This window comes from Citrobacter sp. W9, from assembly GCF_026719375.1.
GTDB lineage: Bacteria > Pseudomonadota > Gammaproteobacteria > Enterobacterales > Enterobacteriaceae > Citrobacter > Citrobacter werkmanii.
The window spans coordinates 22,696-47,434 of sequence record NZ_JAPPTE010000019.1 but is presented as its reverse complement, the minus strand read 5'-3'; the positions used below and the strand labels follow the sequence as shown (position 1 = coordinate 47,434).

The following is a 24,739-nucleotide window of genomic DNA, read 5'->3' as shown; positions in this document are numbered from 1 at the left end:
AAAGCCTCAGGAGAAATACTGCTGCAACATCGGCGTGTCGTTATCCTGATTAGCTGGCGGGACTGGGTTGAGCGGCTGGGTACGGAACGGAATCACCTGCGCACGTCCGTCGGTTTTCACAATCTGATAGAACTGCGGCAGGTTAAAGTTGATGAAGCTGGAGCCGTAGGTAAAGCGATCGTGCGACGATGAATAGAAGCGGCTGACATCACGTACCAGCTCTTCTTTGCTTCCCTCGCAGTGGTGATACACCTCCGCGCGGTTACTCTCATCCAGGATATAAATATTAAAGCCCTGCTCATCGCCCGTTTCTTCGAAAAAGAACTGAATGATCCCTTCACTGGCAAAGCCGTCCACCACCGACGGGAGTTTCACGTGGTTCGTTTCAACCTGGACGGAAAGGCCGTGCAGTTTGTTGTGTGAAATCGCCCCATAGAATTCGATGGCGTTTTCCAGTTTCTGTACCGATACGTTCAGACGCTCGAAGAACAGTCCCCACGTCTGACCAGACACGCGCAGCGCTTTGAAACGCCCGGTTTCCTGGCGGGTACTGGAAAGGCGCAGCTCGATACACTCAGAAACCAGTTGCTGCACGCGGGTACGGATTAACCCACGCAGATGCTGGCTGTAGCAGAACACTTCGACGCTATCCGGCGGCGCGGCATCCTGGTGCATTTTGCCCAGAATCGTTTTTAACGCTTCAATCATCGCCTGCTCGCCGTTGAAGTGCAGCGTACGTACTTCATTCCACGAGTTGCGGTACAGCAGGTCGACGCTCCCTACCAGGCAATTTTGCTCTTCGCCAAAGCTGAAGACGTCCAGCTTACGGAAATCAAAATGCACCACCTGATTACGGAATGCGGTCGTCGGGTCATATTCAAGGTTAACGATAATCGCCAGATGGCGAATTTCGCACGGGCTGTAGAGCGCTTTCGGCGTTGGTGCCGGCAGGCGCAGCGGGAAGTGGTGCGATACATCGGCGACCATTTCCTGCAGCTTCGGCAAATCGACAATGCCGTTGCCCTTAATAAACAAATGCGTACGCGATGTCAGCAGACCGTTGAACCAGGCCCACGCCACCAGCTTGTTGAGATAGCGGTTATATTCCAGCGGCTGATGGCTAATGATCGAATCCATATTTGGCGCGCGGTTGTAGAGATACCAACCCGAACGGTTGGCGCGGCCCGGCGGCACATGGATAAAGGTCAGGTTCGGTTCTGAGAGGTCCGGAGATATTTGCGGGTTCACCAGCGTTACCTTACCCGGCAACGCTTCAAACGCGGCATACAGCTTACGGGTCAGCACGCCGATATCCTGCGGACTGGCGCTAACGCTGAGGTTATTGCGCCGCGCAAAGCGGATCAGATTACGATAGCTCTGCATCATCGCATCAAGCAGTTCGTTATGCGCTTCACGTACCTGATCAATCTTCCAGTTAGCGCGGTTATCCAGCATTGTCAGACGGGCTTCGTCCCAGCCCCATTCTTGCACTAACTGACTTAATACTTCACGACGCCAGCCCACGCAGGCGCGCTCGCGGCTCAGTTTCTCACACACTTTTAAGTAGAAACATCGACGCACTAAATCCAGGCGCGTCGGGTCTTCGATCGCCGTGAGATATTCGGTCACACGCTCCAGCATCATGCAGTAGGGATCGAGACCAAAAGAGACGATCTCGCCATCGTGCAGGCGCTGTTTAATGTCTTTCGCCAACAGGCGAGGATTGGGATATTCCCAGGAGTAGGCTTCCAGCAGCAGCGTCTTCAGCACCGCTTTGTACGGGGAATCGATACTTTTGTATAACTGCCAGAGGCTGGCGCCAAAGTACTCTTCGGCGGAGAGCGAACTGAGTCCGCCGAGATCCAGCCATTCGTTTGGCGTTAATACGCCCTGCGCGTAGAGCTTCATGACGTAATCGTCGTAATGCTCTTCTTCGTCGCCCGGCACCATATTCCACAGAATACGTTTGCCCGCGAGGCGCACAGCGGTGCGATAGAATTCATCAAGCAACAGGATATGCTGCGTCGAGCCACAGTCTTCACCACCAAGACTGCCGCTTTCATTGTGACGGAAACGGTTTTCATCAATCAGGAAGAAACTGACTTCCACGCCCAGCGAAGCGGCCCAGCTTTCGAGCAGGCTACATTTACGCTGCAACAGCTGGCGCTCTTCGCTATCCAGCCAGGATTGGTGGCAGACCCAGATATCGAGGTCGGAAGAACAGCTTTGCCCTACCGAAGAGGTGCTGCCCATTGAGTAAACGCCGGTGATCGGCAGTTCGCCCTTGGGAGGTTCCTGCGGTGACATACCGCGGTACAGTTCGAGTTCGTTGAGGTAGTGGCGTTGGGTTTCATCAGGCGTGTAAAAGCATATGCCTTTGGGAACGTTACCATCGAGGTAACCCGGCATCAGAGGGTGGTGGTAGTGCAATAATGTCGGCAGCAGACTGTATACCTGCTGGAAAGCAGGTCCCATGGCAGCAAGCGCGCGATCCACACGCAGTTGATTTATGGCATCCAGTCTCTGTTTCAGAGTCTCAATATAGAGGTACAAGACGTATCGCCTGATGTTGCTATCCGTCATGTTGTCGATTACTGCGGCGCAAGCGCTCACAATAATCGTCATCAATTCGGATAAACCGTATGTCAAAAATAACCGTTACCTGTTTTTCGCCCGTATTTTTTTGTGCGGTACAGCCGAAAAAATGGTCTAAAACGTGATCAATTTAACACCTTGCTCATTGACCGTAAAGAAAGATGCGCTACATACAAGTGTAGCACCGTTCGTTACGTGTAAATTCCTTCATACGGTCGGAAGGTTTCTCGTCATTATTCACTGCCACTGATGATGCAGCAGCTTTTCCTCTCACTTACGTTTGAGCGTAACGCTGACATCCCTTTGATAAGGATGTTAGGATGGTCAATGATTGATAATGACGGTAACAAGCATGTTAGACAATGTTTTGAGAATTGCCACACGCCAAAGCCCCCTTGCGCTCTGGCAGGCACATTATGTCAAAGACGCCTTAATGGCAAATCACCCCGGTCTGATCGTGGAACTGGTTCCTATGGTAACCCGTGGCGATGTGATCCTTGATACCCCGCTGGCAAAGGTCGGAGGGAAAGGGTTGTTTGTTAAAGAGCTGGAAGTCGCGCTGCTGGAAAAACGCGCCGATATCGCCGTGCATTCCATGAAGGATGTGCCGGTTGAATTCCCTGACGGTCTTGGACTGGTCACCATTTGCGAGCGAGAGGATCCGCGTGATGCTTTCGTCTCAAATAAGTACAACACGTTGGATGACCTTCCCGCAGGTAGCATTGTCGGGACATCCAGTTTGCGTCGCCAGTGCCAATTGGCAAAGCGTCGCCCGGATCTCGTCATCCGTTCGCTGCGCGGCAACGTCGGTACGCGTCTCGGCAAACTGGATAACGGCGATTATGACGCCATTATTCTGGCGGTCGCTGGGTTAAAACGTTTAGGGCTTGAGTCGCGAGTCCGTACCGCACTGCCGCCGGAAGTCTCCCTGCCCGCTGTCGGGCAAGGCGCCGTCGGCATAGAGTGCCGACTGGACGATATGCGTACTCAGGCGTTGTTAGCGCCGCTCAACCACGAAGAGACCGCGCTACGCGTAACAGCCGAACGCGCCATGAACACTCGCCTCGAAGGGGGATGTCAGGTGCCTATCGGCAGTTATGCCGAACTCATCAACGGTGAGATTTGGCTACGCGCGCTGGTCGGCGCGCCTGACGGATCGCAGATGGTATGCGGGGAACGCCGTGGCGCCGCGCAGGATGCTGAACAGATGGGCATCTCTCTGGCAGAAGAGCTCCTGGAGAATGGTGCACGCGCCATTCTGGCTGAAGTTTATAACGGAGAAGCACCCGCATGAGTATTCTGGTCACCCGCCCGTCTCCCGCAGGGGAAGAGTTAGTGAGCCGTCTGCGCACACTGGGGCAGGTGGCCTGGAGTTTTCCGCTCATCGAGTTTTCCCCGGGTCGGGAACTGGCAACACTCGCCTCCCGACTGTCGGCGCTGACGGATAACGATCTGGTTTTTGCCCTCTCGCAGCACGCTGTCACCTTTGCCGATGCCGAACTTCAGCAACAAGGGAAAAGCTGGCCTTCCCTTCCGCATTATTTTGCCATTGGTCGTACAACGGCGCTGGCACTGCATACTGTTAGCGGCTGCAATATTCACTATCCTCTGGATCGGGAAATCAGCGAAGTCTTGCTACAATTACCTGAATTACAAAATATTGCGGGAAAACGCGCGCTTATTTTACGCGGTAACGGCGGTCGGGAACTGATAGGTGAAACCCTGACGGCGCGCGGAGCCGATGTTGATTTTTGTGAATGTTATCAACGCAGTGCAAAAAATTACGATGGTGCGGAAGAAGCAATGCGCTGGCAATCTCGCGGCGTGACCACGGTGGTGGTCACCAGCGGTGAGATGTTACAACAGCTCTGGTCGCTCATTCCGCAGTGGTATCGTGAGCACTGGTTACTACGCTGTCGGCTGCTGGTCGTCAGTGAGCGTCTGGCGCACCTCGCCCGGGAACTGGGCTGGCAAGATATTAAGGTCGCTGATAACGCCGACAACGATGCGCTACTACGCGCATTACAATAACTCTCATAATGGGATGCCATAATGACGGAACAAGAAAAATCCTCCGCCGTGGTTGAAGAGACCAGGGAGGCCGTGGAAACCACAGCACAGCCAGTCAATACTGAAAAAAAGGGTAACAACAGCACGGCGCTGATTCTGAGCGCGGTGGCGATTGCTATTGCGCTGGCAGCAGGTGTGGGTCTGTATGGCTGGGGGAAACAGCAGGCAACAACGCAGACGGCAACCAGCGATGCGCTGGCGAACCAGCTGACGGCGCTGCAAAAAGCGCAAGAAAACCAAAAAGCTGAGCTGGAAGGCATCATTAAACAGCAGGCAACGCAGCTTGATGAAGCCACTCGCCAGCAAGCCGCGCTGGTCAAACAGCTTGATGAAGTACAGCAAAAAGTCGCCACTATCTCCGGCAGCGATGCTGGGACATGGCTGCTGGCGCAGGCTGATTTTCTGGTAAAACTGGCTGGTCGTAAATTATGGAGCGATCAGGACGTTACCACCGCCGCGGCGCTGCTGAAAAGCGCCGACGCCAGTCTGGCGGATATGAACGACCCGAGCTTAATTGCCGCCCGTCGTGCGATTACTGATGACATCGCGAGCCTCTCCGCGGTAACTCAGGTCGACTATGACGGCATTATCCTGAAAGTGAATCAGCTCTCTAACCAGATTGATAACCTGCGTCTGGCCGACAACGACACCGACGATTCACCGATGGACTCCGACAGCAGCGAGCTGTCCAGCTCAATTAGTGAATGGCGCGTCAACCTGCAAAAAAGCTGGCAGAATTTTATGGACAGCTTTATCACTGTTCGCCGTCGAGATGAAACCGCCGTCCCGCTGCTGGCGCCGAACCAGGACGTTTACTTACGTGAGAACATTCGTTCTCGCCTGTTAGTAGCCGCCCAGGCCGTACCGCGTCATCAGGAAGAGACATACCGCCAGGCGCTGGAAAATGTCTCTACCTGGGTACGCGCCTACTACGACACCGACGATGCAACCACCAAAGCTTTCCTGGAAGAGGTAGACCAGTTGAGCCAACAAAGCATCAGTATGGATGTGCCAGAAACACTGCAGAGCCAGGCTATTCTCGACAAATTAATGCAGACCCGCGTGCGTAATTTACTGGCGCAGCCTGTCACAGCGCCGGTTGCCGCCGCTCCTGCTCCTTCGGCAGACACCCCGGCAACTGCGCCGCAAGGAGAATAATGATGCTAAAAGTATTATTACTCTTTGTACTGTTGATTGCCGGGATCGTCGTTGGTCCAATGATTGCCGGTCATCAGGGCTACGTGCTGATCCAAACCGATAATTACAACATTGAAACCAGCGTGACGGGCCTGGTGATCATCCTGATCGTCGCGATGGTCGTCCTGTTTGCGATTGAATGGCTGCTGCGCCGAATTTTCCGCACCGGCGCGCATACCCGCGGATGGTTTGTCGGCCGTAAACGTCGCCGCGCCCGCAAGCAGACTGAACAAGCGCTGCTCAAACTGGCGGAAGGCGATTATCAGCAGGTTGAAAAGCTGATGTCGAAAAACGCCGATCACGCTGAGCAACCGGTAGTGAATTACCTGCTGGCAGCAGAAGCGGCCCAGCAACGTGGCGATGAAGCGCGCGCGAATCAACACCTTGAGCGTGCAGCTGAACTGGCCGGGAATGATACGATCCCGGTAGAAATCGCTCGCGTTCGTCTGCAACTGGCGCGTAATGAAAATCACGCCGCGCGCCACAGCGTAGATAAGCTGCTGGAGGTGACGCCGCGTCATCCGGAAGTGCTGCGTCTGGCTGAGCAAGCCTACATTCGCACCGGCGCATGGAGTTCGTTACTGGATATCATTCCATCTATGGCTAAAGCGCATGTGGGTGATGAAGAGCACCGCGCAATGCTGGAACAACAGGCATGGGTGGGTCTGATGGATCAGGTTCGCGCCGATCAGGGCAGTGAGGGGCTACGTACGTGGTGGAAAAACCAGAACCGTAAAACCCGTCATCAGGTTGCCCTGCAGGTCGCGATGGCTGAACATCTGATTGAGTGCGACGATCACGATACGGCGCAGCAGGTCATCATTGACGGTCTGAAACGTCAGTATGACGACCGTCTGGTGCTGCCGATCCCGCGCCTGAAAACCAACAACCCGGAACAGATAGAAAAAGTGTTGCGCCAGCAGATTAAGGCCGTTGGCGATCGCCCGTTGCTGTGGAGCACGCTGGGGCAATCGTTAATGAAGCATGGCGAATGGCAGGAAGCCACGCTCGCCTTCCGTGCTGCGCTCAAACAGCGCCCGGACGCCTACGACTACGCCTGGCTTGCTGACGCGCTGGACAGGCTGCATCAGCCGGAAGAAGCCGCCACCATGCGCCGTGATGGTCTGATGTTGACGCTGCAGAACAACAATCCCCCGCAGTAATTCCCTCTTGCCCGGTGGCGCTTCGCTTACCGGGCAATTGTATACACAAAATCATTCAAGATGCATCAAGGCGGCAAGTCTGGGAATCCCCAAGAGCTTACATAAGTAAGTGACTGGGGTGAGCAGACGTAGCCAACAAAGAGGCAGCTTGAAGGATGACGTGTATATGCATAAAAAAACGCCCGCTCGGTAAGGAGCAGGCGTTAAACAGGTCTGTATGACAACATAATGGGTGCTTCACTCAACGTTATGTCCATGGTGTTTGATGAGGCATGAGCGACATCTGTCTGTGGACGATAAGCACCGTAAACGGCTCTGCATCATTCCTGAGTTTATGAGGCCTGATGGCGAACATAAGAGATGGAATGAGCATCTACCCGTATATTATTGCACAACGCATGCCACGATTGCACTGCAAAAACTATGGATTCGAACTTTTTAAGACATCAGGTAATTCGCGGGAATAAAGGCTGAGGAGGGAAAATCAGAAAACAAAAAACCCCGCCGAAGCGGGGTTCAAAATTGGTCGGCGAGAGAGGATTCGAACCTCCGACCCACTGGTCCCAAACCAGTTGCGCTACCAAGCTGCGCTACTCGCCGTTTTACTGCTTTTTGAATTTTTAGTTCAATTCTTTAAGTCGTGGTGCGAGGGGGGGGACTCGAACCCCCACATCCTAAGGACACTAACACCTGAAGCTAGCGCGTCTACCAATTCCGCCACCTTCGCATTTCACAACTTTAAATTAATGGGGTGGCTAATGGGATTCGAACCCACGACAACTGGAATCACAATCCAGGGCTCTACCAACTGAGCTATAGCCACCACTGCAAATCTTTTACGCGGTATTAAAACCACCGCAGCTCCGGCACCTAACTAAATGGTGCGCCCGACAGGATTCGAACCTGAGACCTCTGCCTCCGGAGGGCAGCGCTCTATCCAGCTGAGCTACGGGCGCTTAGCGCCGTTGCGGGGCTGGATATTACGGAGGTCTCGGTCTTCTGTCTAGTGCTTTTTTAAAATAAATTATCGTTTGGTCATGGTTTGTGCGTTTTGTCGCTTATTCCCGCAATTTATGGGCTGTGCCATGACGATTCAGACCAAAAACCTTATAAATGAGCGTCACAGCCAGTAAGAAGATAATCCCAACAAACAGCGACATTCGGGTATCTTCATTAAAGTACATACCGATTAATACGCAAATCAGGAACGCCATCGTCAAATAATTCGCCCACGGGAACAGAATCGAGCGGAAAGGATGACTGGCGATCGCCGCTTTATGCGCCTGACGGAAACGCAGCTGGCTTATCAGGATCACAAACCACGGCACCATCCCCGGCAACACACTGGCACTATAGACATAAACGAACACCCGTTGCGGATTGGGAATGATGTAGTTCAGGCACGAACCAATCAGCAGGATCGCGATAGAAATCGCTACACCGGCAACCGGCACGCCATGGCGAGAGACTTTTCCAACAGCGGCTGGTAGCTGGCGATTCTTTGCCAGCGCGTAGAGCATACGCCCACAGCTGTACATGCCGCTGTTACAGCCAGACAGCGCCGCCGTCAGGACCACAAAGTTAATAATCCCTGCCGCGGCGGTAATACCAATCTTGGCAAAGGTGAGAACAAACGGGCTGCCGTTGCTGCCAATCTCGTTCCACGGGAAAATAGTGACGATAACAAAGATCGCGCCGACATAGAAAATCAGGATACGCCACAGCACCTTCCCCACCGCGCTACGCAGCGTGACCTGGGGGTTCTTCGCCTCACCCGCAGTAATGCCGATCAGCTCTACGCCCTGGTAGGAAGCCACGACAATACACAATGCCGTCAGAAAGCCCTTCCAGCCGCCGGCAAAAAAGCCGCCATGCTCGGTCAGGTTGCCAAAGCCAATCGCCTGACCGCCATTGCCAAAGCCGAAGAAAATGACCCCTAACCCAATAACGATCATCACAATGATGGTGGTCACTTTGATCATGGCAAACCAGAATTCAATTTCACCATACAGGCGAACCGCGGCGAGGTTTGCCAGCGCAACCAGCCCGACAGCAATCAGGGCGGGTATCCATTGCGCCATTTCCGGGAACCAGAACTGTACGTACACCCCGATGGCGGTAATCTCTGATATCCCTACCGCCATCCACATAAACCAGTATGACCAGGCGGTGAGATAGCCAAAGAAGGGGCTCATGTAACGGTGCGCGTAAACCGCGAATGAACCGGCAACCGGCTCGAGGAATAACATCTCCCCCATGGAACGCATAATGAAAAAGACGAACAGCCCCGCGACGATATACGCCAGCAGTACCGAAGGCCCCGCCCATTTCAGGGTACTGGCGGCGCCCATAAACAGTCCGACGCCAATAGTGCCTCCAAGGGCAATTAATTCGATGTGACGAGCCTCCAGCCCACGCTGTAGCTCAGGTTTGTTCTCGGCCATAAATCCTCTTGATGTGTTTGCATGCTGTCCGGTATTACCGGTTCTCGTTATGGGTACATCTTGTTATTCCATAACAGGCCATACGGCACCGACCGCTTAACGGTTGGCGCCAAAAACACCACGGCACTGTAATGATTGTTGCGAATGGTTTCCTAAAATCGCTTAAATGGCAATTAAAGCATTCAAAAAATGAATAGATTGTGCGAGAAAGCAGCGATTATGTTGTGAATAAGTAGCGTGATTAGCAGATCACGCTACTTATCAGAGGAGAGAGCATCAGAGGTTGCCGGTATAGTGCCAGCGGAGATAGCGCAACAAACGAAGTTGACGGGTGATACGGCTCGGCTGTGACAGTAAGCGATACAGCCACTCCAGCCCCAGATTTTGCCAGAGTTTAGGCGCACGCTTAACGTGACCGGTAAAGACATCGTAGGTCCCCCCTACTCCCATATACAGCGCTTCAGGGTGGATCTTCCGGCAATCACGCATAAAAATTTCTTGTTTCGGCGATCCCATCGCTACCGTCACAATTTGCGCACCGCTGGCGTGGATACGTTCAAACAATGCCTGACGCTGCTCCGGCGTAAAATAACCGTCCTGGCTACCCACAATGTTCACATGCCACTGCGCACGCAATTTGGCTTCGGTTTGCGCCAGAACCTCAGGCTTGCCGCCAATCAGGAAAACCGGCGTTCCCTCCTGCCCGGCTCTCGCCATTAGCGCTTCCCAGAGATCGGCCCCCGCTACGCGTGAAATCTGAGCCTGCGGGAATTTTTTACGCACCGAACGCACCACGCTAATACCATCCGCATATTTGAACTCAGCGGCGTTAATCAGATCCCGTACTTCAGGGTTATCTTCTGCCGTCAGCATTTTCTCGGCATTGATAGCCACCAGCGTCCCAGGCCTGAGGCGTCCTTCGGCAAACAGGTAATTTAGCGCGTGTTGCATATCGCGCCAGCCAATCAGTTGTAGTCCGCGCAGCGAATAGAGTGGCGCAGTTGTGTTATCCGTCATTACGATCCTTCAATCTGTGTCCGGGGCAGCGATTTAATTCGTTTATGGATAAGTCCCGCGCTATCGAATAGCCAGAACAGCAGTTTTGCCACCAGCAGACAAACGCCAAAAATCACGAGGAAAAAGACCACTCGCGAGACAAACGAATCCAGTCCTTCACGTGCCAAAACGATCATATTGAAAATGGCGCCAAAACAGAAACTGTGCAAAATGGCCGCCTTGTAGCGATTGGTTTCGCGGTTACCTAATTCATATAGCCAGTCGAACCATTTAATGATTAACCCGACGACAATCGCGCCTAACGGTATAAACAGCGCCCCGCCCATCACCACCAGCGAACCAATTAACGTGGGTGAAATCGCCAGCCCCGAGTGGTTGTTCAACACTTCCCAGGTAAAGTAGTTCGCGGAGTTGAGAACGATACTCGGCCGCCCAGGCCACAGCCAGGTGGGGATAAAGACGTAGAAATCACGGACGATCGGCGCCAGCCCCTGGAACTCAATATTGTGGTAGTTCTGCAGCAACAGCGCCAGGTTTTCCCACGGCGAGAAAGTATCACGCGTCAGGTACAGGAACGTATAGAACGCCTCGTCACCGCTCACGTTCATCCCGTAGCGTTTCAGCGCCAGCCAGAACATACCGACGATGCCCAACACGCCTGCTGCGGCCAGCATCCACAGCGAAATCCAACCGCGAATAATGCCGATAAACAGGAAGATGGCAAACGCGATAATAATATTGGCGCGCGTTCCGCCGACAATCATATAGGTCAACAAGCCAAACGCGACGGTGCTTACCAGGAAGAACAGCCACGCTTTGCTGTCCTGACGCAGAAAGTAGACCACCAGCATCGCCGGAATGAAGAAGTAGAAGAAGCGCTTTAACGCCACGCCAGAGACTTCACTGGAAAAAATCTGGCTGTAGGATTGCAGTCTGAACAGCAGGAACCCATTGTGCATAAAGAAGACGCCCACGCTCACCAACGCAATCGCCATCAGAATAACCCAGGTTAAATGGGCTTCAACGCGATTAATGGTAAATAGCGGCCTGCGCGGCTTATCCTCTACGCGCTTACGTAAACGCGTTTTATACGTCACGTAGTAAACGGCATAGAAGCAAGCGGCTGACAGCAAAGCCTGCAGCAGGATCTCCGGGGGCGCTACCGCCACATCAAAACGAAACACCAGGATGCTGGTCAGCGGGAATCCGAAGAAGAACGTTAGCAAAAACAGCAACGAGAAAAAGACGTTGAAGTTAAAACGCACGCGGCGAAATTCAAACCAGGTCAGCGTGGCGATAAACAAAGTGGAGAGCAGCCAGACCACCAGCAGCCCGCTGAATTGCATCAGGCTCATTTAGTTTCTCCTGAAGCAATGCGCAGCGCGTTATGCCACGGCTGCAGATAATTCGGACTAAAGAAGGTGATCGTATTTTTATCTACCAACGCCAGTTGCCGCTGCGCTTCGCGTACGAGACCTTCATTGAGTTGATCTGTCGTAAACAGAACCGGGATATTTTGCTCTGCCATATCCTGCCAGAAAGGATTTTCACGGTTGAGTACGCACGGGATACCGGCCTGGATCAACAAACATAAGGTGCCGATCCCTTGCTGACGAGCAAAAATAAAGTAGCCCAGATCGCACTGACGCAATAGTGCCAGATAGGCATCAAACTCCAGTTTTTCACTCAATATTTGCAAATTATCCGCGCTAAATAATGCCAGACCCGCCTGACGAACCTCGTCGATATAGGCCGTATTATTGGCCGGATACCCCATTGGCACTATCACATTCACCGTGTCACCAAACTGCTGGTGAACAGCACGTAGCGCGGCAATATGCTCATTGCTGCGATCGCCAGAGTTGCCAACCAACACCGTCATCTTACCGCTGCGCTGGCTTTCACTGCTCATATTATTGAGCGAGGGATCCATCCGCGTTGGGAAATAGAGCAGTTCGCCGCGAACGTGCGGATGCTGCCCGGCGAAATAACGTAAATCGCCTCGCGTAGCAAACACGCAGCCCACGCGATTCTGCGCCATGCGACGAATCGGGTAAAACAGGCGGAATTTCAGCCCACTGGAAACTTCATATAAATCCGCGCCCCAGATGTGCCAGTAAAACTGCTCCGGTTTAATTCCCCCACTCAGCAGCGCCAGCCACAGGCTGGTGTTGAACTGACCATGAAAGAAGAAGCGCTGTTGGCGATCCGCTTTCGCCTTCGCAATAACCGCCTGGGCCAGCGCCTTTTTTCCGTCGTAGAAACTCAGCGATAACGCCGGGCAGCTCTCACTGAACCCAGCATCCTGGCCTGCAACCATAAACGTGCACGCGTGCTCGCTCGTCGCAGCCAGCGAATCGTTAAAAAACCGCAGCACGGTGTGGTTATGGTGAGGGATATCCGATCCCAGAACGTGAATCAGTACAGTCATGCCCGCCTACGCCAGAGTAAAAACACGCCACAACAAAGAGAAAAATAGACGATGTATGTTGCCATATACGCCTGCGCTGCGCCCAGAGCACCGTGTGCCGGGATCAGCCAGTGGGCAAACGCCGTCAATAACATGAACTGGCTAATTTCAGCCAAAATATAAAACCGCAGCGACGCTTTCGCGATCACCAGATAACCAAAAACGTAGGCGCCAACTTTCAGTACATCGCCGACCAGTTGCCAGGCAAACAGGTCGCGCATGGCGGTAAATTTTGCGGAAAAGAGCAGCCAGATCGCAAAATCACGCAATAGCCAAACCGTAAAGCTCGCGGCGGCAACCGCCGGCAGCACGAACTTCAGCGACTTAATGACCTCGCGGGTAATGTCATGCTTTTCTGTCAGCCGCGACAACGTCGGCAGCAAGTAAACACTGAATGAGGCGGTAATAAATTGCAGATACGCATCGGAGATACTGCTGACCCCCTGCCAGATCCCCACATCATCCCAGCTGTACTGTGCCGCCAGCAGGTTTCGCATCATCACGTATGCCACAGGCAGCGTTACAGAGGTAATCACCGCCATCAGCGTAAACTTGCTTAACTGACCTGCCAGACCATTGTCCCACGAGGGTTTCAGGTAATGCAGCGGAATAGTTCCACGCTTAAGCAGCATAATAATGGCAGGGATAACGACCAGCGCAGGCACCAGGGCCAGACCCAGCAAGGCGCCTTCATAGCCCCCCAGGCGATAGCAGCCATAGTAAGCCACTACGCCAACCAGGCTACCCACAATCAGCGACAGCGCGTTGCCTGCCGCATCGCGGAAGCCTTTCATTAGCGCCAGTAGCAGGTTCGCCCAGGCGATACCCATCTGCACCAGCGCAACCAGTCGAACCAGCCCCTGATAATGCGTATGGCCAAACAACCCCTGACTGATCGGCGCGGCCGCCAGCAGAAAAACCGCCGCCATCAGCGTAGAGAATCCCAGCACCATTGCGGAAGATGTACCGACCACCTTACGGAGTCGGGCCGGATCGTCATGGTGCTGCGCAACGTATTTCGTGACGCCGTTGAAAATGCCAGCTCCCGCCAACACGCCCAGCACGGTGACCATTTGGCGAAAATTACCCGCCTGACCCACACCTGCCGGGCCAAAGGAGACGGCCAATAGTTTCACCACCAGCAAACCCGCCCCAATTTTTACCAGCGTACTGGCCGCCGTCCATAAGGACGCTTTAGCAAGCGACATATCAGGAGAAGTAATTGAGTAAGGTCGAGATTACCGTTCGCTGGTTAACCGGTGACAGGTTATAGAACAGCGGTAAACGCAGCAGACGCTCGCTCTCTTTGGTGGTGTAACGATCAACACCGGCAAACTCGCCAAATTTATCGCCAGCCGGGCAATCATGCAGCGGAATATAGTGGAACACCGCCATAATTTCGGCTTCTTTGAGGAAATTAATCAACGCGGTGCGATCGTCGATATCGCGCAGCTTGATATAAAACATATGGGCATTCTGCACGCAGTTTTCCGGGACAGCAGGCAGCTCAATACGTCCGGCACGCGCCAGCGGTTCGAGGGCATCATAGTAATTCTGCCACAGCGCCAGACGCTGCTGGTTAATACGGTCGGCCGCTTCCAGTTGCGCCCACAAATAGGCAGCCTGCAGATCGGACATCAGATAGCTGGAGCCGATATCGCGCCAGGTATACTTATCTACCTGGCCACGGAAAAATTGACTACGGTTTGTCCCTTTTTCACGAATAATCTCCGCACGTTCGACTAATTTTTTATCATTGATCAGCGTCGCGCCGCCTTCACCGCCTGCGGTATAGTTTTTAGTCTCATGGAAGCTAAAGCAGCCGATGTGACCAATTGTCCCCAGCGCCCGGCCTTTGTAGGTCGACATCACGCCCTGAGCCGCATCTTCGACCACATACAGGTTATGTTTGCTGGCCAGCGCCATAATGGTATCCATTTCGCAGGCCACGCCCGCGTAATGTACCGGCACAATAGCGCGGGTTTTGTCGGTGATCGCCGCTTCAATCAGCGTTTCGTCAATGTTCATGGTATCCGGACGGATATCAACAAAGACGATTTTCGCCCCGCGTAAAACGAATGCGTTAGCCGTGGAGACAAATGTGTAGCTCGGCATGATGATTTCATCGCCGGGCTGAATGTCCAACAGCAATGCCGCCATCTCAAGCGATGCGGTACAAGATGGCGTCAACAGAACTTTCTCGCTGCCAAAATGCTGCTCCAGCCACTGCTGACAGCGACGGGTAAAGCCGCCGTCGCCACACAGTTTGCCGCTGTTCATCGCAGACTGCATGTAATCGAGTTCAGTTCCCACCACCGGCGGTGCATTAAATGGAATCATCGTGTCACCTGTATAACCAATACGCGGTGCTTTCCACATTCGCACCACTGTGTATGTAACGTTTAAGCGCGGCGGTGTTACCCATTTGGGTTGCCACGCGCAATATTGTTTTACCGCGGGCCTGCGCCCAGCAAAGCGCAGCCAGCATTAGTTCTTCACCCGCACCACGCCCAGCCAGTAGGCCTATTCGCGCCTCGGTCGCATTCAGTTCGCGCAGCGAGACATAACCACGAATTTCACCTGTCGGCGTGCGTAAAACGAGGCATTGATGATCGAACGTCCCCAGCACCGCATTTTCAATCCACTGCGCATAAAAACGCGAACTGGCATCTGCGGCATACCACGGGGCGCGAAAACGGCTTTGCGCGAATGCCTGTTCTGCCAGGCAGCGTAATGCCGGGATATCCGTAGTTTGCGCGATCTGCGCGTCAGAGTTGCCGCTGGCACACGTCACTGGCAGTACAAAATCCACTTCGCCTTCGACCAGTGAGAAACCCAACCGCTGCAAGGCATCCAATTCATGGGTATTTGCGGCAGCAATTTTTGCCTGTACCCGCGACCAGGGACGTAACGCATCCACCGTCAGAACCGGCGCGTGTTGGTCAAAACGTATAATGGCGCTATTCACGCCAAAAAACGTATTTTCCCAGCTAAGCGGCTCAATACTGGCGCGGACGAGCACGGAGCAGCTCCAGCAAATATTGGCCATAGCCCGTTTTAGCCAGCGAGCTGGCGGCACGTTTCACGCCTTCATCATCCAGCCAACCGTTACGCCAGGCGATCTCTTCCAGACAGGCTATTTTAAAACCCTGACGTTTTTCTACCGTCTGCACAAAAGTACTCGCTTCGATCAGACTGTCATGCGTACCGGTATCCAGCCAGGCAAAGCCACGTCCAAGCAATTCCACCGTCAGATGCCCATCATCAAGATACATCTGGTTGATCGACGTAATCTCCAGTTCTCCACGCTCAGAAGGTTTCACGCGTTTTGCGTATTCCACCACTTTACTGTCATAGAAATAGAGCCCTGTTACCGCCCAGTTAGATTTCGGTGCTTTCGGCTTCTCTTCCAGAGAGATAGCGCGAAAATTGTCGTCAAACTCCACAACACCAAAACGTTCAGGATCCATGACCTGGTAACCAAACACCGTCGCACCTTCTGTGCGAGCGGCTACATGACGTAGTTTTGGACTGAAGCCCTGACCAAAGAAGATATTATCCCCTAATACCAGACATGACGGTTCACCGTTAAGGAACGTTTCACCAATGATAAATGCCTGCGCTAATCCATCCGGGCTGGGTTGCTCGGCATAGTGCAATTCAATGCCGAACTCAGAGCCATCGCCTAACAAACGCTGGAAATAACCTTTATCTTCCGGCGTGGTAATAATCAGAATTTCGCGAATCCCCGCCAGCATTAGCACTGATAGCGGGTAGTAAATCATCGGCTTATCGTAAATAGGCAATAGCTGCTTCGATACGCCACGCGTAATGGGATACAGGCGAGTACCTGAACCGCCCGCCAGAATGATACCTTTCATGCGTTGTCTCCTCCGGGAGCCAAAACCAGGCTGTTAGCCCTTCAGACCTAAACGTTCACCCTGATAGCTGCCATCCTGCACGGGTTTCCACCATGCCTGATTATCCAGATACCACTGCACGGTTTTGCGCATTCCGCTTTCAAACGTTTCCTGCGGTATCCAGCCTAATTCACGCGCAATTTTCGACGCGTCAATGGCATACCGCACATCATGACCCGGGCGATCGTCAACAAAAGTGATCAAGTCTCGGTACTGTGCAATGCCTTGTGGTTTTTGCGGCGCCAGCTCTTCCAACAGGCTGCAAACCGTTTCGACAACGTCCAGGTTTTTACGCTCATTGTGACCACCAATATTATAGGTTTCCCCAATCGCGCCCGTTGTCGCCACGCAATAGAGCGCCCTGGCATGATCTTCTACATACAACCAGTCGCGGATCTGTTGCCCATTGCCGTATACCGGCAGCGGTTTCCCAGCCAATGCGTTGAGGATCATCAGCGGGATGAGTTTTTCCGGGAAATGGTAGGGGCCATAGTTGTTAGAGCAGTTGGTAATGAGCGTTGGCAGGCCATAGGTTCGCAACCACGCGCGTACCAGATGATCGCTGCTGGCTTTCGACGCGGAATAAGGGCTACTCGGCGCATAAGGCGTGCTTTCAGTAAAGAAATCATCTGTCGAATGGAGATCGCCATACACCTCATCAGTTGAGATATGGTGGAAGCGAAACGCCGATTTTTTCTCGCTGGCCAATGCACTCCAGTAAGCGCGTGCCGCTTCCAACAGCGTGTAGGTGCCCACAATGTTGGTTTCGATAAAAGCAGCCGGACCATCAATGGAGCGATCGACATGGCTTTCTGCCGCCAGATGCATCACGCAGTCTGGCTGGTAGTGTTGAAACACCTTGTCGAGCGATGCCCGATCGCAGATATCCACTTTCTCAAAGGCAAAACGGTCATTCTGTGCAACCGGCGTCAGCGACATCAGGTTTCCGGCATAGGTCAGCTTATCGACCACAACCACCGCATCCTGGGTCTCTTGAATAATATGGCGTACAACCGCCGAGCCGATAAACCCCGCGCCACCGGTAACCAGAATTCGTTTCATTAGCGCCAGACCCCTTTGGTATCAACGATGTACTGCTGAAGAACCGCATCGCCTTTAATGGCTTTAAATTCATTATGGTCGACCAGCATGACCAGCACATCGGCGCTTGCCAGCGCATCGTCCAATGTCGCCAGTTGGCAAATGCCGTCCAGTTTTTTCGGCAGTTGATGGATATTCGGTTCCACCACCAGCATTTCACCTTTGTGCCAATGCGCGATACTCTGCGCAATTCCCATCGCCGGGCTTTCACGTAAATCATCAATATTCGGTTTAAAAGCCAAACCAAAGCAGGCGATTTTCACTTCACTGGCCCGTTTGTTGGTATCTGCCAGACAGTCGGCCACAGCGGCTTTTACCCGCTCGACGACCCAATGAGGCTTACCATCATTAACTTCGCGTGCGGTACGGATCAGTTTCGCCTGCTGCGGGTTCTGTGCCACGATAAACCACGGATCGACCGCGATACAGTGTCCACCAACGCCAGGTCCTGGTTGCAGAATATTGACTCGCGGATGACGGTTTGCCAGGCGAATCAGTTCCCAGACGTTAATCCCCTGATCGGCGCAAATTAGCGATAATTCATTCGCAAAGGCGATATTAACGTCGCGGAAGCTATTCTCAGTCAGCTTGCACATTTCCGCGGTGCGGGCGTTGGTCACGACACATTCGCCCTCAAGGAAGATGTTATACAACTCACTGGCACGCGCGGAGCAGACGGCGGTCATCCCGCCGATCACGCGGTCGTTTTTAATCAGTTCGACCATGACCTGGCCTGGCAGCACGCGCTCCGGACAATACGCAATATTCACATCGGCCTCTTCACCGACCTGCTGCGGGAAAGTCAGATCAGGCCGCATTTCTGCAAGCCATGCGGCCATCTGTTCAGTTGCCCCGACCGGTGAAGTCGATTCAAGTATCACTAATGCGCCTTTTTTCAGCACCGGCGCAAGAGACTTCGCCGCAGCTTCAACGTAGACCATATCGGGTTCATGCTCTCCCTTGAACGGGGTAGGCACAGCAATCAGATACGCATCAGCGTCTACGGGAGTGGTGGTTGCACGAAGAAATCCGTTTTCGACCGCCGTTTTCACTACAGCGGCCAGATCGGGCTCAACGATGTGAATTTCGCCGCGATTAATGGTATCCACTGCATGTTGATTTACATCTACGCCAATTACATGTTTTTGACGGGAAGCAAAGGCAGCCGCCGTTGGCAGTCCGATATAACCCAGCCCAATGACAGAAATGGTCGTAAAACTCATAGCGATACCCGATTATTTTTTAACGCGTGTAAAATGCGGCCACACGCCAGCCCGTCACCATATGGGTTATGGGCACGGCTCATGGTCTGATATTCATTGTCGTCATGCAGCAAACGCGTGACCTCTTCTACGATACGCTGGGGGTCAGTCCCCACCAGGCGTACAGTGCCTGCGGTAATAGCTTCAGGCCGTTCCGTTGTTTCACGCATCACCAGCACAGGTTTCCCCAGGGATGGGGCTTCTTCCTGAATCCCGCCGGAATCGGTCAGGATCAGCCAGGCGTGATTCATCAGCCAGACAAACGGCATGTAGTCCTGCGGTTCAATCAGAATCACGTTTTCAACGTGCCCCAGGATGCGGTTGACCGGCTCGCTGACGTTAGGATTCAGGTGTACCGGATAGACAATCTGCACATTCTGATTAGCCGCGGCAATTTCCGCCAGCGCGTGGCAAATGTTTTCAAAGCCGCGACCGAAGCTTTCCCGACGATGACCGGTCACCAGTATCATCTTTTTATTAGCGTCGAGGAAAGGGTAATGTTCTGCCAGTTCAGCCCGCAATGCATCACTCGCCAGTACGCGGTCGCGTACCCAGATCAACGCATCAATAACCGTATTGCCGGTGACGAAAATACGATTATCAGGAATAGCTTCCCGTAACAAATTCTGCCGCGAGTTTTCTGTCGGCGCAAAATGATACATAGCCAGACGCCCGGTAAGCGTACGGTTCGCCTCTTCCGGCCAGGGAGAGTAAAGATCGCCAGTACGTAACCCCGCCTCGACATGCCCCACCGGGATGCGCTGATAGAACGCAGCCAAACTGGTAGCAATAGTGGTCGTGGTATCACCGTGAACCAGCACCACATCAGGTTTGAAATCAGCCAGAATTGGCTTTAACCCTTCAAGAATTCGGCAGGTAATTTCTGTTAGCCCCTGACCTGGCTGCATAATATTGAGATCGTAGTCAGGTACTATGGAAAAGAGGTTCAACACCTGATCGAGCATCTCCCGATGCTGCGCTGTGACGCAAACTTTTGCCTCAAAATCAGGATCTTTTGCCAACGCATGAACCAGAGGTGCCATTTTTATAGCCTCCGGTCGCGTGCCAAATACAGTCAGTACTTTCACATCGATTCTCTTCGGATTGGCAGTAAGGGCCCAGCCCCTCACTGCAACGGTATTGCTAAATCGCGCGGCGACGGGTTAACGCGACGCCAGCACCAATCAGAGCCCCAACAATGCTCCACATAATCATCAGGAAGGCACGGCGAGGGCTGTCACGTTTTACCGGCTCTTCCGGCGTACGCAGATAACGATAGGTCTGAAAACGCGGATCCAGAGTTGGCCCAACGTTCAGTGTGTTCAGCATGGCTCGGTTTTGGAAGTAGTCCAGATCAAAGTCCGGACCAACAGACTGCAAGTTTTCAAGTCGCGCCTGCAGCATAGGACGTCCAAGTAAGAACAGTTCAGAATCCGGCAACTCATCAGCAGGAACATCAGTGGAGGTACGCGAAATGTTATGCTGTTCGGCAATTTTGAGTGCCTGCTCAATGTTGTGAACACGGCGGGAGAATAGTGATTTCGCAACTTCTTCCTGGCGTTTAACCTGCGCCTTCATCTGCACAGTGCGTGCAGCCCAGGCCCCTTTTAACTCTTCGTTCAGATGATGCGCCGCGCGCTGACTGGCAAAGGCGACGTACTGACGCAGTAGATTGTTGGCATCAGGAGCCGTCTCCGCAATCAGCTTCACACTGTCATTGGTATTACGTAACGCATCGCCAGGCATAAACTGGATGTTACCAATCAGTTCATCCAGCATCGCCGCATCGGCTTTACTGTTACCCACCATACGCTGCTTATAGTAATCAGTCTGCTGCCAGAATTCACGACGCGTATCCCAGGAGGCGAGCTGCATGATGAATTCTTTATAGGCTTCGTCCATTACCGACGGCTGGTCCGCAGATGCGAGGCTGGCCTTAATATCCAGGTTACGCAAAAACTGCTGTTGAGAGTAGTAACCGCCCAACATATTAACCGTTGGCTTGTCTGAAATCGCCGTAGCACTCCACTCCTGACGTGCAAAAAATGTATAGGCGAGAGCGACTATCGCAAAGGCAAGCGCGATACCAATAATCCACACTTTCCCTGCCCATAAGGCACGAAACAACCCACGGATATCCAGTTCATTTTCTGCGCTCACGGCGTGTTCCCCCGGTAATGGTTGTGTCATCGCATCCTCAATTCACTTGGTTAAGTTTGGTTTGCCTTCGCGGTGCCTTCGCAGCCTGCGCTTAACACGCTTAATAAATCTCGCCACCTTCCATGCCCGCTTAATACAGTAACCGTAAAGACCGAATGCCAGTAAAAAGAGCACCAACATGGCCCATTCAGGGACTAAACGAAAATATTCAGCCAGTACGCCGATAGAGGCCAGAATCGCTGCAGCCAGCGTGATCAGAACAAATGCCTGTCGGGAAGTAAACCCTGCGCGCATCACTAAATGATGAATATGCTGGCGATCTGCAGAGAAAGGACTCATGCCTTTACGTAAACGACGATACATAATCGCCACCATATCCATTAACGGAATGGCGATAATCCACAGTGCAGTGACCGGGCTAATAGGGTGTGTTGCACCTTGTGTGGTCTCCAGCAGGATCCAAATGACTGTAAAGCCAATCAGCGTACTCCCCGCATCGCCCATAAAGACTTTATAGCGGCGTCCAAGAATGCCCAGATTCAGCATGATGTAAGGCAGGATGGCGGCAATCATGGCAAAACACCAGATAGCCAGGCTTGTCTGACCATCGAACCACAGGATAAACCCCATCGCGGCGAATGAGACGCTGGATAGCCCGCCTAACAAGCCATCAATGCCATCAACCATATTAAAGGCGTTAATCGCCGCCCAGACGGCAAAAAGGGTGAGAAAATAACCAAAGGGACCCAACAACAACTCCCACGGGCCAAAAATATACCCCAGGCTACTTAGGTAAAGCTCACCTTTTACCATCATCACAATAGCAATCGCCGCCTGAACGACTGCCCGAATTTTTACGCTGATATCAAAACGATCGTCAAGCGCGCCAACAAACACCAGCACACTTGCACAAAAGAGGTATAACGAGGCATGGGGAATGTAATAATCCGAAAGACCAAACATAAAATTGATCCCTGCAAACACAGAAATCCCGCCCACTAAAGGAATAATCCCTTGGTGACGTTTGCGGAAGTTTGGCTTATCCACTAAACCTATTTTTATGGCTACTTTTCGCGCCAAAAAAATAAAAATGGTTGTGAATAAAAAAATACTAACTAGCTCAGAGAAAGCAGCGAGTAGATTCACAGTGTATGTGTTCTCAGCATATATCATTTCCTTAAAGTATAATGCGTTAAGACGCCCCCTTGAAGAGAGCAGCTAAAACATTACACTTCCTACCTCTTGTAGGTCATGCCGCACATTGTGACAATCCATGACGCCGATAATATTGACAATTTTATCTGACCAAACATTAGGATGAATCGTAAAAGCAAAACGCCACGTAAAAACGTGGCGTTTTCAGATGATGCCAGAATCAGGAACGCTTCATCATATCGAAGAAGTCGTCGTTGGTCTTGGTCATCGCCAGCTTATTAATGAGGAATTCCATCGCGTCGATTTCACCCATCGGATGGATAATTTTGCGCAGGATCCACATTTTCTGCAGCTCTTCCTGGGTGGTGAGCAGCTCTTCTTTACGGGTACCGGAACGGTTGTAGTCGATAGCCGGGAAGACGCGTTTTTCAGCAATCTTACGAGAGAGGTGCAGTTCCATGTTGCCGGTACCTTTAAACTCTTCGTAGATAACTTCATCCATTTTAGAGCCGGTATCGATCAGCGCAGTCGCGATGATGGTCAGGCTGCCGCCCTCTTCCACGTTACGCGCAGCACCGAAGAAACGTTTCGGACGGTGCAGGGCGTTAGCGTCCACACCACCAGTCAGAACTTTACCGGAAGCCGGAACTACGGTGTTATAAGCACGCGCCAGACGGGTGATGGAGTCAAGCAGAATGATAACGTCTTTCTTGTGTTCAACCAGACGCTTCGCCTTCTCGATGACCATTTCCGCAACCTGAACGTGACGAGAGGCGGGTTCGTCAAAAGTAGACGCAACAACTTCACCTTTCACCAGACGCTGCATCTCGGTTACTTCTTCCGGACGTTCGTCAATCAGCAGCACCATCAGCACACAGTCTGGATGATTGTAAGCAATGCTCTGCGCGATGTTCTGCAGCAGCATGGTTTTACCCGCTTTCGGCGGAGCAACGATCAGACCGCGCTGACCACGACCGATCGGCGATGCCAGATCCAGTACGCGCGCCGTTAAGTCTTCAGTAGAACCATTACCACGTTCCATACGCAGACGTGAGTTTGCGTGCAGCGGGGTTAAGTTCTCAAAGAGGATTTTGTTACGGGCGTTTTCTGGTTTGTCGTAGTTAACTTCGTTAACTTTCAACAGCGCAAAGTAGCGTTCACCTTCTTTCGGCGGGCGAATCTTACCAGAAATGGTATCACCAGTGCGGAGGTTGAAACGGCGGATTTGGCTGGGAGAAACGTAGATGTCATCAGGACCGGCGAGGTAGGAGCTGTCTGCAGAGCGGAGGAAACCAAATCCGTCCTGCAATATCTCCAGCACACCGTCACCAAAGATATCCTCGCCACTCTTTGCGTGCTGCTTCAGGATGGCAAAAATAATGTCCTGCTTGCGCATACGAGCCAGGTTTTCAAGGCCCATATTTTCGCCGAGAGTGATCAGCTCAGAAACCGGCGTATTCTTTAATTCGGTAAGATTCATAATGGTGTGAGTTCTTAAACTTGGGGTAAATCTCGAACTTAATGTTGTGAATGGTATGGCAGGGTCATCCATGCCTGTTTACGGCCATCGACTCATGTCTGTTCGCTGTCTGGTCACAGGAAAGTACGCAGAACTGAAACGACAAGACGGATTGAGTGATAAGGCCCTGAATCTGTCCACTTCTCGCGCGAGAAACTACGGGAAGTATGGGATATAACCAGATTCAAACTTAATAAGGTATGTTTAATACGAAGTCAACACTAACTTAGCACGACTCAAGTCGGGCGTCCAGTCATCCGAATCAATTCGAAGTATGGTCGCCCGATCATGAGACTTCCTTACGCCAAATTCGCGTCGAGGAATTCTTTCAACTGACCTTTGGACAGTGCGCCGACTTTAGTCGCCGCTACTTCGCCGTTTTTAAACAACAGCAGGGTCGGGATACCACGAATACCATACTTCGGCGCGGTGCCTGGGTTTTGGTCAATGTTCAGTTTAGCAACCGTCAGTTTGCCCTGATATTCGTCAGCGATTTCATCCAGAATCGGAGCGATCATTTTGCACGGACCGCACCACTCTGCCCAGAAATCAACAAGGATCGCTCCGTCCGCTTTGAGTACATCCGTGTCAAAACTGTCGTCAGTCAGGTGAATAATTTTATCGCTCATATATAACTCCACAGGAATAAGCCTGGCGTGTTGGTGT

At 52.5% G+C, this 24,739-nt stretch carries 21 protein-coding genes and 4 tRNA genes; 4 read left to right on the top strand and 21 right to left on the bottom strand.

Annotated features, from left to right (window positions below; all coding sequences use genetic code 11):
• Window positions 1–6 precede the first annotated feature (6 nt).
• Window positions 7–2,553: a class I adenylate cyclase gene (gene cyaA, locus OOJ59_RS21850; protein WP_038634518.1), complete on the bottom strand. Its 2,547-nt coding sequence runs from the start codon at window positions 2,551–2,553 to the stop codon at window positions 7–9.
• 394 nt (window positions 2,554–2,947) lie between these two features.
• On the opposite strand from cyaA, the gene hemC reads away from it, so the two are divergent.
• Genes hemC through hemY form a run of 4 tightly spaced genes read left to right on the top strand, consistent with a single transcriptional unit; the run spans window position 2,948 to window position 7,025 of the window.
• Complete coding sequence (gene hemC, locus OOJ59_RS21845) at window positions 2,948–3,889, top strand: hydroxymethylbilane synthase (protein WP_038634520.1); 942 nt, start codon at window positions 2,948–2,950, stop codon at window positions 3,887–3,889.
• Complete coding sequence (gene hemD / locus OOJ59_RS21840; protein ID WP_042314019.1) at window positions 3,886–4,626, top strand: uroporphyrinogen-III synthase; 741 nt, start codon at window positions 3,886–3,888, stop codon at window positions 4,624–4,626. Before hemC ends, hemD begins: the two co-directional genes overlap by 4 nt.
• A 21-nt stretch (window positions 4,627–4,647) precedes the next feature.
• On the top strand, window positions 4,648–5,823 hold the full coding sequence (gene hemX / locus OOJ59_RS21835; protein WP_159122115.1) for a uroporphyrinogen-III C-methyltransferase: 1,176 nt from the start codon (window positions 4,648–4,650) through the stop codon (window positions 5,821–5,823).
• Window positions 5,824–5,825: 2 nt separating this feature from the next.
• The gene (hemY, locus tag OOJ59_RS21830; protein WP_038634530.1) at window positions 5,826–7,025 is read left to right on the top strand and encodes a protoheme IX biogenesis protein HemY; all 1,200 of its coding nucleotides are present in this window, start codon (window positions 5,826–5,828) and stop codon (window positions 7,023–7,025) included.
• Window positions 7,026–7,548: 523 nt separating this feature from the next.
• On the opposite strand, the gene OOJ59_RS21825 is transcribed toward hemY, so the two are convergent.
• The 20 genes from OOJ59_RS21825 to trxA form a co-directional block, all read right to left on the bottom strand.
• Window positions 7,549–7,625: transfer RNA gene (locus tag OOJ59_RS21825), tRNA-Pro, on the bottom strand.
• A gap of 41 nt (window positions 7,626–7,666) precedes the next feature.
• Window positions 7,667–7,752: transfer RNA gene (locus OOJ59_RS21820), tRNA-Leu, on the bottom strand.
• Between the two features lie 20 nt (window positions 7,753–7,772).
• Window positions 7,773–7,848: transfer RNA gene (locus OOJ59_RS21815), tRNA-His, on the bottom strand.
• Between the two features lie 56 nt (window positions 7,849–7,904).
• Window positions 7,905–7,981: transfer RNA gene (locus tag OOJ59_RS21810), tRNA-Arg, on the bottom strand.
• Window positions 7,982–8,083: 102 nt separating this feature from the next.
• Window positions 8,084–9,469 carry a bifunctional threonine/serine APC transporter ThrP gene (thrP, locus tag OOJ59_RS21805; RefSeq protein WP_121529760.1) on the bottom strand — a complete coding sequence of 462 codons (1,386 nt, stop codon included), beginning with the start codon at window positions 9,467–9,469 and terminating at the stop codon, window positions 8,084–8,086.
• Window positions 9,470–9,745: 276 nt separating this feature from the next.
• Window positions 9,746–10,486 carry a lipopolysaccharide N-acetylmannosaminouronosyltransferase gene (wecG, locus tag OOJ59_RS21800; protein ID WP_069325088.1) on the bottom strand — a complete coding sequence of 247 codons (741 nt, stop codon included), beginning with the start codon at window positions 10,484–10,486 and terminating at the stop codon, window positions 9,746–9,748.
• On the bottom strand, window positions 10,486–11,841 hold the full coding sequence (wzyE, locus tag OOJ59_RS21795; protein ID WP_038634539.1) for an ECA oligosaccharide polymerase: 1,356 nt from the start codon (window positions 11,839–11,841) through the stop codon (window positions 10,486–10,488). Before wzyE ends, wecG begins: the two co-directional genes overlap by 1 nt.
• On the bottom strand, window positions 11,838–12,917 hold the full coding sequence (locus tag OOJ59_RS21790) for a TDP-N-acetylfucosamine:lipid II N-acetylfucosaminyltransferase (protein ID WP_137351550.1): 1,080 nt from the start codon (window positions 12,915–12,917) through the stop codon (window positions 11,838–11,840). The genes wzyE and OOJ59_RS21790 overlap by 4 nt, the downstream gene beginning before the upstream one ends.
• Window positions 12,914–14,164, bottom strand: coding sequence for a lipid III flippase WzxE (wzxE, locus tag OOJ59_RS21785; protein ID WP_159122113.1), 1,251 nt, complete (start codon window positions 14,162–14,164; stop codon window positions 12,914–12,916). The genes OOJ59_RS21790 and wzxE overlap by 4 nt, the downstream gene beginning before the upstream one ends.
• 1 nt (window position 14,165) lies before the next feature.
• Complete coding sequence (gene rffA, locus OOJ59_RS21780) at window positions 14,166–15,296, bottom strand: dTDP-4-amino-4,6-dideoxygalactose transaminase (protein WP_069325091.1); 1,131 nt, start codon at window positions 15,294–15,296, stop codon at window positions 14,166–14,168.
• Between the two features lie 4 nt (window positions 15,297–15,300).
• Window positions 15,301–15,978, bottom strand: a complete 678-nt coding sequence (gene rffC / locus OOJ59_RS21775; protein WP_038634550.1) for a dTDP-4-amino-4,6-dideoxy-D-galactose acyltransferase — start codon at window positions 15,976–15,978, stop codon at window positions 15,301–15,303.
• Entirely contained in the window at window positions 15,956–16,837 is an 882-nt protein-coding gene (gene rfbA, locus OOJ59_RS21770) for a glucose-1-phosphate thymidylyltransferase RfbA (protein ID WP_038634554.1), read from the bottom strand. Before rfbA ends, rffC begins: the two co-directional genes overlap by 23 nt.
• A gap of 33 nt (window positions 16,838–16,870) precedes the next feature.
• Complete coding sequence (gene rffG, locus OOJ59_RS21765) at window positions 16,871–17,938, bottom strand: dTDP-glucose 4,6-dehydratase (RefSeq protein ID WP_137347642.1); 1,068 nt, start codon at window positions 17,936–17,938, stop codon at window positions 16,871–16,873.
• Window positions 17,938–19,200 (bottom strand): UDP-N-acetyl-D-mannosamine dehydrogenase, encoded by a 1,263-nt coding sequence (gene wecC / locus OOJ59_RS21760; RefSeq protein ID WP_087856742.1) that lies wholly within the window; start codon window positions 19,198–19,200, stop codon window positions 17,938–17,940. Before wecC ends, rffG begins: the two co-directional genes overlap by 1 nt.
• On the bottom strand, window positions 19,197–20,327 hold the full coding sequence (wecB, locus tag OOJ59_RS21755; protein WP_085049769.1) for a non-hydrolyzing UDP-N-acetylglucosamine 2-epimerase: 1,131 nt from the start codon (window positions 20,325–20,327) through the stop codon (window positions 19,197–19,199). Before wecB ends, wecC begins: the two co-directional genes overlap by 4 nt.
• A 55-nt stretch (window positions 20,328–20,382) precedes the next feature.
• Window positions 20,383–21,429 (bottom strand): ECA polysaccharide chain length modulation protein, encoded by a 1,047-nt coding sequence (gene wzzE, locus OOJ59_RS21750; RefSeq protein WP_160955703.1) that lies wholly within the window; start codon window positions 21,427–21,429, stop codon window positions 20,383–20,385.
• Window positions 21,430–21,441: 12 nt separating this feature from the next.
• The gene (gene wecA, locus OOJ59_RS21745) at window positions 21,442–22,572 is read right to left on the bottom strand and encodes a UDP-N-acetylglucosamine--undecaprenyl-phosphate N-acetylglucosaminephosphotransferase (RefSeq protein ID WP_201745949.1); all 1,131 of its coding nucleotides are present in this window, start codon (window positions 22,570–22,572) and stop codon (window positions 21,442–21,444) included.
• Window positions 22,573–22,774: 202 nt separating this feature from the next.
• Window positions 22,775–24,034, bottom strand: a complete 1,260-nt coding sequence (rho, locus tag OOJ59_RS21740; RefSeq protein ID WP_002437993.1) for a transcription termination factor Rho — start codon at window positions 24,032–24,034, stop codon at window positions 22,775–22,777.
• A 78-nt stretch (window positions 24,035–24,112) separates the two neighbouring features.
• Window positions 24,113–24,214 carry a rho operon leader peptide gene (locus tag OOJ59_RS21735; protein ID WP_110496374.1) on the bottom strand — a complete coding sequence of 34 codons (102 nt, stop codon included), beginning with the start codon at window positions 24,212–24,214 and terminating at the stop codon, window positions 24,113–24,115.
• A gap of 158 nt (window positions 24,215–24,372) precedes the next feature.
• Window positions 24,373–24,702 (bottom strand): thioredoxin TrxA, encoded by a 330-nt coding sequence (gene trxA / locus OOJ59_RS21730; RefSeq protein WP_001280776.1) that lies wholly within the window; start codon window positions 24,700–24,702, stop codon window positions 24,373–24,375.
• Between the last annotated feature and the right edge of the window lie 37 nt (window positions 24,703–24,739).

What these genes read in the sequence shown, in the direction of transcription:
- hemC (WP_038634520.1), top strand. Translation starts at nt 2,948, where the DNA reads ATGTTAGACAATGTTTTGAGAATTGCCACACGCCAAAGCCCCCTTGCG.
- hemD (WP_042314019.1), top strand. Translation starts at nt 3,886, where the DNA reads ATGAGTATTCTGGTCACCCGCCCGTCTCCCGCAGGGGAAGAGTTAGTG.
- hemX (WP_159122115.1), top strand. Translation starts at nt 4,648, where the DNA reads ATGACGGAACAAGAAAAATCCTCCGCCGTGGTTGAAGAGACCAGGGAG.
- hemY (WP_038634530.1), top strand. Translation starts at nt 5,826, where the DNA reads ATGCTAAAAGTATTATTACTCTTTGTACTGTTGATTGCCGGGATCGTC.
- thrP (WP_121529760.1), bottom strand. Translation starts at nt 9,469, where the DNA reads ATGGCCGAGAACAAACCTGAGCTACAGCGTGGGCTGGAGGCTCGTCAC.
- wecG (WP_069325088.1), bottom strand. Translation starts at nt 10,486, where the DNA reads ATGACGGATAACACAACTGCGCCACTCTATTCGCTGCGCGGACTACAA.
- wzyE (WP_038634539.1), bottom strand. Translation starts at nt 11,841, where the DNA reads ATGAGCCTGATGCAATTCAGCGGGCTGCTGGTGGTCTGGCTGCTCTCC.
- OOJ59_RS21790 (WP_137351550.1), bottom strand. Translation starts at nt 12,917, where the DNA reads ATGACTGTACTGATTCACGTTCTGGGATCGGATATCCCTCACCATAAC.
- wzxE (WP_159122113.1), bottom strand. Translation starts at nt 14,164, where the DNA reads ATGTCGCTTGCTAAAGCGTCCTTATGGACGGCGGCCAGTACGCTGGTA.
- rffA (WP_069325091.1), bottom strand. Translation starts at nt 15,296, where the DNA reads ATGATTCCATTTAATGCACCGCCGGTGGTGGGAACTGAACTCGATTAC.
- rfbA (WP_038634554.1), bottom strand. Translation starts at nt 16,837, where the DNA reads ATGAAAGGTATCATTCTGGCGGGCGGTTCAGGTACTCGCCTGTATCCC.
- rffG (WP_137347642.1), bottom strand. Translation starts at nt 17,938, where the DNA reads ATGAAACGAATTCTGGTTACCGGTGGCGCGGGGTTTATCGGCTCGGCG.
- wecC (WP_087856742.1), bottom strand. Translation starts at nt 19,200, where the DNA reads ATGAGTTTTACGACCATTTCTGTCATTGGGCTGGGTTATATCGGACTG.
- wzzE (WP_160955703.1), bottom strand. Translation starts at nt 21,429, where the DNA reads ATGACACAACCATTACCGGGGGAACACGCCGTGAGCGCAGAAAATGAA.
- wecA (WP_201745949.1), bottom strand. Translation starts at nt 22,572, where the DNA reads ATGATATATGCTGAGAACACATACACTGTGAATCTACTCGCTGCTTTC.
- rho (WP_002437993.1), bottom strand. Translation starts at nt 24,034, where the DNA reads ATGAATCTTACCGAATTAAAGAATACGCCGGTTTCTGAGCTGATCACT.
- trxA (WP_001280776.1), bottom strand. Translation starts at nt 24,702, where the DNA reads ATGAGCGATAAAATTATTCACCTGACTGACGACAGTTTTGACACGGAT.